Below are 12088 nucleotides of genomic sequence, written 5' to 3'. Positions count from 1 at the left end.
TCTCTAATGCAATTCACTTATGTTAACCCTACAGTTATCCACTTCGGCCAAGGCCAAATCAACGCTATCAGCCAAGCGGTTGATACTTCGAAGAAAGTACTAGTCATCTACGGTGGCGGTTCAATCAAAAGCAACGGTGTTTACGACCAAGTTGTCGCTTCTCTAAAGGATCACGCTTGGATTGAGTTCGCTGGTGTTGAAGCTAACCCAACCAAAGAGACGCTAGATAAAGCCGTCGCTCTTGTTAAAGAAGAAAACGTAGAGTTCATTATCGCTGTTGGCGGTGGTTCAGTAATCGACGGTTCTAAATACGTTGCTGCGGCAGCTAAATACGACGGCGACGGTTGGGATATCCTAGCGGGCAAACACCAAGTTACTGAAGCAACCCCTATTGGTGCTGTACTGACACTCCCTGCGACAGGTTCTGAATCTAACATGGGTGCTGTAATCACTCGTAAAGAGACTCAAGAGAAACTGGCGTTCATGAACCCTGCAGTACAACCTAAGTTCGCGGTTATGGACCCAGACGTAATGAAGTCTCTGCCAGAGCGCCAACTGATCAACGGTCTAGTTGATGCGTGGGTTCACGTATGTGAGCAATACATCACAATGCCAACAGACGCGATGGTTCAAGACGGTTACGCAGAAACACTGCTTAAGAACCTACTTGTACTGGGTAAGCAATACGACGAGCGTGACAACGACGCATGGCGTGCAAACCTAATGTGGACTGCAAACCAAGCGCTTAACGGCCTGATTGGTACTGGCGTTCCTCAAGATTGGGCAACACATATGATTGGCCACGAATTCACAGCACTATGGCACGTAGACCACGCACGTTCTCTTGCGATTGTTCAACCTTCACTACTTCGTAATCAAATCGAAGCGAAGCGTGGCAAGCTAGAGCAAATGGGTCGCAACGTATTTGGCCTAGAAGCGGGTGCTGATTTAGCCGAGCGCACTATTGCTGCAATCGAAGCCTTCTACCACAGCCTAGACGTTGCAACTATGTTCGACGGTTACGAAGCAACTAAAGCGGCAGCAATCGACAACGTTGTTGCTCAACTTGAATCACACGGTTACCTAGAGCTTGGCGAGAACAAAGCAATCACGCCTCAGAAAACGCGTGAGATTTTAGAGTCTGCAATTCAATAGCAGTCAAAATTAAAGCAAGGAAAACAAGGTTCTAAAGAAAATCACCATAATCTAAAAATTTATTCCGTGAAACTGAACCAAATTCTTTGCCTTTGCGTATATCCTCAAGCAGCGTCCAAATCAGGCGCTGCTTTTTAATTTGCCCTACAAGATGCTATTAAATTCTCATAAGTCCTTAATTTAATGTGCAATCATATTTCTATATTGTTAAGGTAAACCTGTCTCTTTATTAGGTATGAACAACGATTTGAACAATCTCAAGGAAATGGTTAAGTTTAAGTCACTTAACAAGTGGTATGGTGATTTTCATGCCCTAAAGGATATCGATTTAAAGATTGAACAAGGAGAGATACTGGTGATTTGCGGGCCATCAGGTTCGGGTAAATCAACTTTAATCCGTTGTATCAATCAGCTAGAACCTTTCGAAAGTGGCGAGCTTTGCGTGTTAGAACAAGTACTTCCGAGTAAATTCAACACACCTGGCCAAGTCGGAATGGTGTTTCAGCATTTTCATTTATTCCCCCATCTTACCGTGCTTGAAAACCTGACTCTGTCTCCAATACGTACGCTGAAAAAAAGCAAACGAGAAGCCGAAAAGCTTGCAATGCACTATCTCGAGCGCGTACACATCGCTGAACAAGCCAACAAATACCCAGTACAACTTTCTGGCGGTCAGCAACAACGTGTAGCTATCGCCCGTTCGCTGTGCATGAAGCCTGAATTACTGCTTTTTGATGAACCGACTTCAGCGCTTGATCCGGAGATGATCAACGAAGTGCTCGACGTGATGGTTGAACTGGCGAGCGAAGGTATCACCATGGTGTGTGTGACCCACGAAATGGGCTTTGCGAAACAAGTGGCCGACCGCGTTATCTTCATGGATGAAGGACAAATTGTGGAATCGAATACGCCACAAGCGCTCTTTGAAAACCCTCAACATGAACGTACTCAAGCGTTCCTAAATCAGATCCTGACTTATTGATGTTGATTCGAATTATTAAACCCGCCCTATCTGCTTTGGTACAGATTGTTGTACTGGTGGCTGCTGTTGTTTGGATTCTCGACTCTGGCGCACAAACCATGGGATACAGCTGGCAATGGGAGCGTGTGCCGGACTATATTGCTTTCTATGAAGATGGTGAATGGTGGCCTGCAGAATTAGTTGAAGGGCTACTGGTTACCATCAATATCTCTCTGATTTCTTTGGTTGCTACGCTGATCATTGGTTTAACGACGGCGCTATTGAGGAACTCAAATTCTGTGGTTGGACGCACCTTAGCCACCAGCTATGTTGAGTTGATTCGTAACACGCCGTTATTAGTACAAATTTATTTGCTCTATTTTGTATTTGGCCCCGTGTTAGGGCTGGATCGCTTTAGCACTGCCGTTTTAGCCTTGGCACTTTTCCAAGGCGCTTACACCGCCGAGATATTTCGTGCCGGTTTAAATGGTATTGCGAGAGGACAATTTGAAGCAGCTCAATCCTTGGGCTTATCAAAGACCTATACTTACTGGGATGTGATTCTTCCTCAGGTGGTGCAACGTACCTTGCCACCTTTGACTAATGAAGTGATCTCTCTTATTAAAAACTCTTCAATTGTGAGTGTCATGGCTATTTTTGACCTGACGACTGAAGCCAGAAACATTGTTTCTGAAACCGCGATGCCATTCGAGATTTGGTTCTCTGTGGCGATCATTTATCTTGCTCTTACACTTTCACTTTCTGCCGTTGCTGCTTGGCTTGAGCATAAGCTCGGGGCTAACTGGCGAACACAATAAGGATTTATCAGCATGAAGCTATTTAAAACCGCGATTACAGCCCTACTTGCGCTTGCCGTAAGTTTGCCTGCACTTGCTTCTGAAACGCCTAACCTCGATAAAATCAACGAACGTGGCTCACTGCGCGTTGGGATGTCGACATTTGTTCCTTGGGCGATGCGTAACAAACAAGGCGATCTCGTTGGCTTTGAAATCGACGTGGCGAAACGCCTTGCCGAAGATTCTGGTTGGAAAGTCGAATTTGTACCTACGGCATGGGACGGTATTATCCCTTCTCTATTATCGAAAAAATTTGATGTAATCATCGGCGGTATGTCTATCACTGAAGCGCGAGCTAAAAGCGTATTGTTCACTGAACCTTACTCGCACTCTGGCGTTCAACTGGCGGCTAACAAAGAGCTAGCGGAAGGTTTTACTCAGATCTCTGATTTTGATTCTCGCCGCGTAAAAATTGCAGCACGTCGTGGAGCATTCACGGTTCAAGTCGCTCGTGAAACCTTCCCTAAAGCGAAAGTTCTACAGTTCGATGACGATGCTCAAGCATTCCAAGAAGTGTTAAACGGCAACGCGCACGCGGTTATCGCGTCTAGCCCGAAACCAGAACACGAAACGATCAAAAATGCAGACACGCTATTTATTCCATTTGAAGAGCGTCTATCAAAAGGTAACGAAGCATTTGCAGTTCGCCTAGGTGAAACTGACAAGGCAGAATTCTTCAACGAATGGATCAAAGCACGTACTAAAGACGGTTGGTTGAAAGAGCGTTACGAGTACTGGTTCTCTACTCTAGATTGGCAGGACCAGATTGCTCAAGGTCAGTAATCTGAACTTTTGCTAGTGAATCGAGGCAGTGCGTTGTCTGCACTGCCTCGATTCGGCAACTTGATTCGCTTTAATGATGATCTAAAACTCAACAAAACAGCCTACTAATTATTATTGTTTAAACAGGAATGACGTGAGTAGTACTAGCGCATTAACAACACCTAAGCCCAACGTTTATATGAAGCCTTGGTATCAACGCCTTAACCTTTTGGATGGCGTGTTACTCGCTGTCATTTGTGTGTTTGCAGGCTGGCTTTATTATCGTTCTGCTGTTGGTATCAACTACCAGTGGCGCTGGGAAGATGCGTTTACCCTAATTTTCATTCCACCTTCTCAAGGCAGTATTCCCTACTTCTTCCAAGGCTTGATCGCTACACTGCGCTTGAGTGTCTGGAGTATGGTGTTAGCACTCTCTTTTGGCACATTGTTAGGTGTAGCAAGACACTCAAAGATCGCTTTCTTCAAAACACCGGCACTGATTTTTATCCAGTTGGTTCGAAATATTCCGCCACTGGTGTTTGTCTTCATCTTCTATTTCTTCGTTTCTAACCAACTGATTCCATTACTTGGTTTAGAAAGTATCTTACGTGAACACAATGGCGAGATTAACGCTGTTCAAGCCTTTCTGTTTGGTCCTGCTAACCTTTGGGAAAACTTAGCGTCTGGTGTTATCTGTATTGGTTTGCTCTCTTCGGCTTACATTGCGGAAGTGATTCGAGCGGGTTTAGAAGGTATTCCTAAAGGCCAATGGGAAGCGGCCGATTCGCTTGGCTTGTCTGCATTGTCTAAGTATCGATTTGTGGTTGGCCCACAAGTATTAACTGCCATCACCCCACCATTGGCAGGCCAAGCAATCTCCTTGGTTAAAGACACGTCGATTGTGTCTCTGATTTCGATCCAAGAGATGACGTTTGTTGGTACTGAGATGGCAAACTCATCGGGGTTGATCTTCGAGATCTGGCTGATTGTAGGCTTCGTATATTTTGCTTTATGCTTTGCGCTTTCGCGTCTGTTCAAAGTGATTGAACAACGTTCTAGTGCTTACCTTAACCATCAGTAACGTCATTAATTAATAGTACCGACTCGCCCGACCATTCCTTTCCCTTATCAAGTTCACCTGATTGGTTTAAGCTATTGACCAATCGGGATTTATCCCTTCATATTTCTTCTTAGAAACACAGCGAAATACTCGTCTAATCACTATACTTGAAGTATCGAACTACGTTGATTCTTCTCAAGGACATCACTCAGCATGGACAATCATAAAGAAAGAGCTTTTTACGCCGTTGTCGGCGCATTGGTTGGAGACGCCGCTTCCATGGGGTTGCACTGGCTGTATGACCAAGAGAGGATCTTACACGTGGCTGGTTTCGAGCCAGAATTTCGGTCACCGAATCAGTTCGATTATCAAGACAAAGGCTACTTTGCGCACCAAGGAAAAACCGCTGGCGACCAATCGCAATACGGTGCTCAGTTATTGGCTATGGTCGATAGTTTAGTCGACAACCAAAAATACGATGAAGCGAGCTATATTCAACATTTCCGCAACTGGTTTGATTTTGGCGGCAGTTGGCAAGGCTACATTGATAAAGCGACGCGCATGAGCTTGCTGAATATCCATCAATTAGAACTAGAGGACGCCCCGATTACTGCCTGTGGCGCAGATGACACGCAGCTCCCCGCAGTTTCAAAGATAATTCCATTAGTAGCCTGTACTTACACGTCTCACACTTTACCAGCTATGGTCGAGAGCGCGGTGCGAGTGACCAACAACAACGACAAAGCCGTGGAATGGGCGCAAGCCATCACCCTGCTGGTTCAAGCGGCGATTCAAGGCAACTCGCCATTGCAGTCGGTAGAGATGGTGCGACAAACCTGTAGCAAGTTTATACACGACCAAATCGACGAAGCTCTGGCTGATCCCGAGCTTTCAATAACAGATGCCGCGAAAAAGTTCGGATTACATTGTGAACTAAGTGCCGCGTTTCCACTGCTGATTCGCATCATTGCGGGTGCTCAGAATTACAAACAAGGCATTCGCGACAACATCTTATGTGGTGGTGACAGCTGCGGGCGTGCGATTGTGATTGGCGCGGTATTAGCGGCGTGTTTCTACGAAGAAGACGGAGCGATTCCAACAGAATGGCTGAGCCAAGTAGAACTCAATTGTGGTGTGCTGTCTTTGCCTATTGAGTGATTCCCACAATAACAAATAAGGCGAAAGCGCCTCTCGATTCCTTGCTCGAGAGGCGCTTTTCTTTTCACTAGAATGACTTAAACGGATAACTTCAATTTCGAGCAATACCCCTTCCGGATCCCTACGACCGTGAGTTTATCGCTCCAACCAAACCTATGAGTTTAAACCTTTCCTAGAACTGATACGCGGCAGAAAGCTTGTAGTTACGGCCAGGTTCATAGTCATCCAAGGTAAAGCCTCTTGCCGTACCTGAACGAGAAGCGTGTGAGGTGTATTGCTCATCAAACACGTTATCGATACCAAAGGTGACAGACAATCCATCAAGATTCGAAGGCACCCACTGAGCAAACAGGTTATGAACGTCATAGCCTTCTTTGATCGGCTGACCATCAAATACGTTGTCTTCATCTTTAACAAACATCGAATTCCAACCAAAGATAGTCTCAAGCGCTTCAGACTGATAATCGAGTGTCAGCGTAATGCTGTCACCCATATCAATACTTCGACCATTGCCACCTGCGACTGCACCGCCTGTGTCTTTATTTTTAGTCTCTGAAAGCGCATAGGACAGCTTACTGTTAAACATCTCGTAGCCATAAGATAAGCTCGCCTCGAAGCCCTTTATCTCAACGTCACCTAGGTTATAAATCAAATAACTCTTACTTGCACGTTGATACTTTTCGGCAATATAGTCATCAATATTAGTTTGGAATACTGTCAGGTTGGCACCAATAAAGTGATTATCCAAGCGTTTATCGAAACGGACACCACCTTGCGTGTTCTGCCCTGTCTCAGCCTTCAGATTGTTAGCCAAATAAGCGACATCTTGGTAAGCAATAAAGCTCTCCATCAACTCCGGGCCTTTGAACAACGAACGTGTACTCGCGAACAGCGTCCAATCTTGAGTAACATCCCATTGAGTGGCCAACGACCAAGTTACATCGTCAAAATCTTCGCTACCAACTTCTGCTTTACGTTGGTAATCATCAAAACGAAGCCCTGCCGTGACCGAGAATGCTTGAGTAAAGTAGAACTGATCTTCAACAAAAAGGGCTGTAGAGATTGCTGACTCGTCCATAAACTTGCTGCTGCCGTAATAGCTGCTCGATGACTTGTCCATATAGTCAAAGCCATAAGTCGCGATGTTATCAAACGACATCAGGCGATAATCGGATTGGAACTTTGCGTTGAGACCAAAGTTTTGGTTTTTAGCCGTGTTTTTGGATAAGCGATTAGAAGGCCAACGTGGTGCCATAACACTTTCATCTCGCTGAATCTCAGTTTCCGTGTTGTATAGAGTCACGTTACCTTGATGACTTTCACCACGCAGCTCATAGCTGGCCGTGATGGTGTCACGGTTGTAATCGGTGGGAATGAGGATGTTTTTAGACAAACCCACGTTCGTACCACCCGACATATCAGGGCGTGGACTGTAATCACCGTTATCACGGTACATATCATAAGAGAGTTCAAAACGGTGTAAGTCACTTGGCTCAAAACCAATCTTACCTAGAATATTGTATACATCCCCTTCTGAGCCAAAGGTTTCAGTACCATCACCATCTTCAAAATTGTCACGGCTCATGTAATGACTGTAAAGCATGGCATCGACGTTATCTGACAACAAACCATACACAGTAAGTGAACCTTGCTGGCTTGCATTCGTGGCATACCCGCCATAAACACGAGCGCCAAAAGTCTCGTCGTAGCGAAGTAGATCTTTGGCATCTTTGGTTTCAAACAGCACTGAACCGCCTAACCCATTTTGCGTCACCGAGTTGTTACCTACTTGGATATCCGCTGATTTCAATATGTCAGGGTTAAGAGTCAAATTACCAATATGATGGAACATGTTGGCGTGCTGAGAAGCGCCATCCAATCGAATGTCTAAGTCAGTTTCGCTTAGGCCGCGAATCGTAATTCGCTGGTTGATCGAGTGCGTTCCCCCAACATCAACACCGGGGATTTCGCGCAGCAAATCTGACATATGGTCAGCTTGCTTCAGTGACATGTCATCTGCAATGATCGATTCAGTGTTGCTTGAGACTTTCGTTCCCCAAACCACAACTTCATCGAAGTGCGATGTACTTTCTTCGGCAATAACAGAGCTACTAAACGTGCTGGCAATTGCGATATAGAGGGCTGAAAGCTTAATTGTTGATCTGACTGGGCTTTCCATAGATTCAATCCTAGATGTAAATGATAATAATTATCAATCATGATAGAGTTGTAACCTATAAATGCACAGATGATTTGCTTATGCAAAAACGCACAGCTGTTATGAGGAACGGTCAAATGAGTGAAGTAACGTCTAAACGAGCTAAAATTGGCAAAGTCACTCTGACTAAAAAGTTGGAGCAAACAGAAAAGCAGATTATTGTCACACAAGGTCAAACTACACAGACATCACTGGCTGAGGGGAAATTTCTTTCTTATCAATATAATGAACTAATATTTATCCACGGTGGCCGCTGTATTGAGCTCGTCGATACTAAGATAATCTCTACCGCTCACGCTTCAGTTCTGATCACCATTCTTTTGGAAGGTAAGCTGTCATTTGGTTACGATGATCTCGAATTTGATCTCGATGCCACTCATCAACCTCAAGGTGTGGTGGTCAACCTCACTAAACCCGCCAATTTCCGTCGAGTGATGACAGCAAGCAATAAACTCAATAATATTAACATCTTAGTCAAACCAAAATGGTTCGAATCTCGAGTAACCGAAGAGTGTAAATGCCGAAACTTCATCAATACACATAATGCCAACTTCCAATTAGAAGTGACGGAAGAAATCTGGAAGCTGACACAAGAATTGACGACTTGCTCTTCACCCAATAACTTCCATCAGAAGTTGCATATAGAATCCTTAACTCAACAGATCCTTGAGAATTCGATGCATCAACTACCACAAACTTGCTGTCTGGCTTACCAAACTAAACCAAAAATAATAAAACCAGCGACACGTGTAACTAACATTGAACATCAAAGTTATGACGAACGAATTGAGGCTGTAATCTGCTTTATTGAAATTCATCTCGACCAAGAGCTGAGCCTAAAAATGCTTGCTGAGCATTTTTCGATGAGTGTATCTAATATTCAAAGGCGTTTTAAGCAGTCATACAACATGACAATCAACGGTTACATCCGTTTGAGACGATTAGAGATCGCACGCCAGCATTTAGAACGAGGGTTGGTTTCAATCACCGAGGCCGCCTATGAAGCGGGTTATCAGCACCCTTCTAATTTCACCAATGCTTTTAAGAAAACCTTCGGTGTGCCGCCACAAGACATAGCGATTAAGACTTAGTTACATTGATATAAAACTATTTGTTCTATAACTTTAAAAGGCTATATCTAACATCTGCTATGTTGGCCAGGTGACCGCCACATATAAACAAACTGGTCATTCTGCGAAGTAATTTCAAATCCAAACCTCAGATACAAATCTCCAACTCGATTACCTTGTAAATAGCATAGTTCGACGGGTTTATTGAGGCTGTCAGCCTTAGTTAAGCAATCAGCCTTAGTTAAGAAGTCTTTCAGTACTTGGCTACCAATTCCCTTTCCATGATACTCAGGCAGCAAGAAGAATCGGCAAAAATAGAAGTGGTCGCCTTTGTCTTGCAGCAACACACTGCCAATCGCTTTGCTTTGATATTCAATGATTTCAGGTCGTTCTTCTGCCCACTCTTCGGCGTGTATATCTCGTTGAATTTGCTCATCCCAGCCAAAAACAGCTTTGATTGGCTCAAATTCAGCCGCCTTTTTCAGCTCGAACAGAAATTCATAATCTGATGACTGAGCGGGTCTTGTCGAATACTTCAAAATATCTCCAACAATAATCAATGAACTATATAGCCAACGCTCGACTACTGCTTCTTAACGTACTTCGCTGTAACGAGCATTTCACCACCACCATCAAGCTTGCAATCTAACTGATGATCTTTGCCTTCATTTATTCGTCTGATTACCGCTTTAGTGCCGATTTTCAGTACAGAAGAACTGCCTTTAATTTTTAGATCTTTAATGAAGGTAACTTTATCGCCACTTTCCAATACAACGCCATTTACGTCCTTAACACGCGCGGCTTCTCTTTCTAAACGCTCTTCTTCTGGGTTCCACTCATAGGCACACTCAGGGCAGATTAGGTTGTTTTGGTCTGGGTAGACATATTCAGATTGGCATTGCGGGCAAGGAGGTAGAGACATACGTTAATACTTCATTTAAATAGAATTTGTTCCATTTTAATGACTCTTGTCAGGCTTAGCGAGCATAAATCTAACAAGTTTTACGGAGAGCTAATTGTCTTAAAAAGATCAGTACCTAAAACGAACAAACACAGTCGCTAAGCTGTGTTTGTTTAAAAATTTGAGAAGCAGAACGGCTTAACGTTCGACTTTTGGTGAGTAAATCGAGTAAGCGGTGATTTGTCCTGCCACGATTGCAGAGAACATGAATAACGCCGATAAACCAATACTCGGAATAGGCAAAATCGATTGTTCAAACACCGACTGGCTGGCACTTACTAATACTCGGCTACCCGGAACCAAGATGATGATCCCTTGCACGATATAAATAGAGCCCGTGAGTTCCATCTTCTTGGCAATCCAAGTCCCGTACAAAGTAATAAGAACCGTCGTAACCCAAGTACCGACAACCCAGCCACTATCAAAACCAAGATAGAATGGCCCCCACATACCCAGAACTGCCACTGGCAAGCCAAGTAAGATGTCTTTAGGACGCGCATTGAACATCACACCAATCGACACCGAGATCAACACCAAACCAGATATGTGCATCCATGTCGGAACCGCATTCGTATAGTCAATGGAGACCGCTTGTCCCCATATCGCTTCACCAATGTTGAGCCCCATAATAATCCCGACAAACAGCTTTATCAGGGTTAATGCGCTCTGCCCTAACAAACTGGTACCAGAGACGAGATCATTAAACGCCAAACATTCTAGTGCGTTGGCTATGGATAACCCGGGGACAAACAAGACAATCGAAGCGATACATAACGCCCACACCGGGATCGGCAACCCTGTGCTTGCCAAAAATGCCACGAAGATACCCGTTAATAGTGCCGAGATGAATTCAACCGCAATAGCGCGACGTGAATGAAGAACTTGCTGACATACCCAAACCATCAAACCCAGTAATGCAGAAAAGCCAACCGCTTCTAACGTACTGCCAATTAGCATCAGATACGCTGGCGGAATACCCATATTGGCCAGTGCCGTCACAAGTTTAGAGTAACCAACAGGCTCTGGCACAGGCTCACTGCTCGGTTGGTTAATACGAATGATGGTATTGGCCAACAAACTCAAGTTAATCGAAGCAGGCTTTAGACGCTTAAGAATAACGGCGTTGTTATCGTCTGGAAATTGATAATTAATCGCGGTTGGCGTTGCTTGGATCATCACATCAACACCATGCTTTTTTGCATAGAATTGGGTGTATTTCTCTAGCTTGTAAGGAGCACAACCACTGCGATGAAGAGTGTCACCAATTTCAACAATTTTGTTAATTCGGAACTGAGAAGGCATGGGAATTTTAGGGGAGACAAAATGTGCGGCAAATGTACCAAACGATAGACGTAATGACGAGAGTTTTGCATGAATTATCAACTAAATTCGTTACTTTTTCCTTCGAACGCTTAGAGGAGCCTATAACTCCACCCGCTTCGCATTCGCTTGATGAATACTTTGGCAGACTGGCAAGTTAAAACAATGCATCCAGATTGTTATTATTGGGCATCAAAATACGAATGGAAATCAGTTTATGTTAACGGTCAAATTGCCTGTATTTATGTTGATTTTATGATGAGAAAACACCACTAAAATAGGTTTATAAATCCAACTGAATGGGTCTTAGAAAGAGTGGAGGGTTCTTTGTTGTTTCTCGCCCTACGTTTAACGAGAGTTTAGTCACATTTTATTCACTCTAAAAGCGCCGAACATGATGGAAAAACTAGCGGAGTGGTGGTTATGCGAGCACTTAGAATAAAAATGAAAGAAAAAGGTTTCGTTTTCAGTTAGATGTGGCATTATCAAACTCGTTAAGACGATGTGCGTACATCGTATAATGGCTATTACCTCAGCCTTCCAAGCTGATGATGCGGGTTCGATTC

At 44.2% G+C, this 12088-nt stretch carries 11 protein-coding genes; 7 read left to right on the top strand and 4 right to left on the bottom strand.

Annotated features, from left to right (window positions below):
* Positions 1 to 6: 6 nt before the first annotated feature.
* The 6 genes from ACED60_RS12560 to ACED60_RS12535 all read left to right on the top strand — a co-directional run bounded on the left by ACED60_RS12560 (position 7) and on the right by ACED60_RS12535 (position 5953).
* Positions 7 to 1155, top strand: coding sequence for an iron-containing alcohol dehydrogenase (locus tag ACED60_RS12560; RefSeq protein WP_012600471.1), 1149 nt, complete (start codon positions 7 to 9; stop codon positions 1153 to 1155).
* 235 nt (positions 1156 to 1390) lie between these two features.
* The gene (locus ACED60_RS12555; protein WP_012600470.1) at positions 1391 to 2137 is read left to right on the top strand and encodes an amino acid ABC transporter ATP-binding protein; all 747 of its coding nucleotides are present in this window, start codon (positions 1391 to 1393) and stop codon (positions 2135 to 2137) included.
* The gene (locus ACED60_RS12550; RefSeq protein WP_009845515.1) at positions 2137 to 2934 is read left to right on the top strand and encodes an amino acid ABC transporter permease; all 798 of its coding nucleotides are present in this window, start codon (positions 2137 to 2139) and stop codon (positions 2932 to 2934) included. The genes ACED60_RS12555 and ACED60_RS12550 overlap by 1 nt, the downstream gene beginning before the upstream one ends.
* 12 nt (positions 2935 to 2946) lie before the next feature.
* Positions 2947 to 3756 (top strand): transporter substrate-binding domain-containing protein, encoded by an 810-nt coding sequence (locus tag ACED60_RS12545; RefSeq protein WP_371727691.1) that lies wholly within the window; start codon positions 2947 to 2949, stop codon positions 3754 to 3756.
* Positions 3757 to 3889: 133 nt separating this feature from the next.
* Complete coding sequence (locus ACED60_RS12540; protein ID WP_017102887.1) at positions 3890 to 4816, top strand: amino acid ABC transporter permease; 927 nt, start codon at positions 3890 to 3892, stop codon at positions 4814 to 4816.
* 192 nt (positions 4817 to 5008) lie between these two features.
* Positions 5009 to 5953: an ADP-ribosylglycohydrolase family protein gene (locus tag ACED60_RS12535; protein ID WP_371727690.1), complete on the top strand. Its 945-nt coding sequence runs from the start codon at positions 5009 to 5011 to the stop codon at positions 5951 to 5953.
* Positions 5954 to 6125: 172 nt separating this feature from the next.
* Here the strand turns inward: ACED60_RS12535 and ACED60_RS12530 are convergent, their stop codons facing one another.
* Positions 6126 to 8132, bottom strand: a complete 2007-nt coding sequence (locus ACED60_RS12530; RefSeq protein ID WP_371727689.1) for a TonB-dependent siderophore receptor — start codon at positions 8130 to 8132, stop codon at positions 6126 to 6128.
* Positions 8133 to 8152: 20 nt separating this feature from the next.
* Between ACED60_RS12530 and ACED60_RS12525 the strand changes: the two genes are divergently transcribed.
* Positions 8153 to 9262 carry a helix-turn-helix domain-containing protein gene (locus ACED60_RS12525; protein WP_371727688.1) on the top strand — a complete coding sequence of 370 codons (1110 nt, stop codon included), beginning with the start codon at positions 8153 to 8155 and terminating at the stop codon, positions 9260 to 9262.
* 47 nt (positions 9263 to 9309) lie between these two features.
* On the opposite strand, the gene ACED60_RS12520 is transcribed toward ACED60_RS12525, so the two are convergent.
* The 3 genes from ACED60_RS12520 to ACED60_RS12510 all read right to left on the bottom strand — a co-directional run bounded on the left by ACED60_RS12520 (position 9310) and on the right by ACED60_RS12510 (position 11504).
* Positions 9310 to 9780, bottom strand: coding sequence for a GNAT family N-acetyltransferase (locus tag ACED60_RS12520; RefSeq protein WP_017101368.1), 471 nt, complete (start codon positions 9778 to 9780; stop codon positions 9310 to 9312).
* A 44-nt stretch (positions 9781 to 9824) separates the two neighbouring features.
* Positions 9825 to 10163 carry a zinc ribbon domain-containing protein YjdM gene (locus ACED60_RS12515; RefSeq protein WP_004731484.1) on the bottom strand — a complete coding sequence of 113 codons (339 nt, stop codon included), beginning with the start codon at positions 10161 to 10163 and terminating at the stop codon, positions 9825 to 9827.
* Positions 10164 to 10340: 177 nt separating this feature from the next.
* The gene (locus ACED60_RS12510; RefSeq protein ID WP_009845522.1) at positions 10341 to 11504 is read right to left on the bottom strand and encodes a threonine/serine exporter family protein; all 1164 of its coding nucleotides are present in this window, start codon (positions 11502 to 11504) and stop codon (positions 10341 to 10343) included.
* Positions 11505 to 12088: the final 584 nt, after the last annotated feature.

Source organism: Vibrio sp. 1F279, from assembly GCF_041439815.1.
Lineage (GTDB): Bacteria > Pseudomonadota > Gammaproteobacteria > Enterobacterales > Vibrionaceae > Vibrio > Vibrio tasmaniensis_A.
The sequence above is the reverse complement of the archived record's forward strand: the minus strand, read 5'-3'. Positions and strand labels throughout refer to the sequence as shown.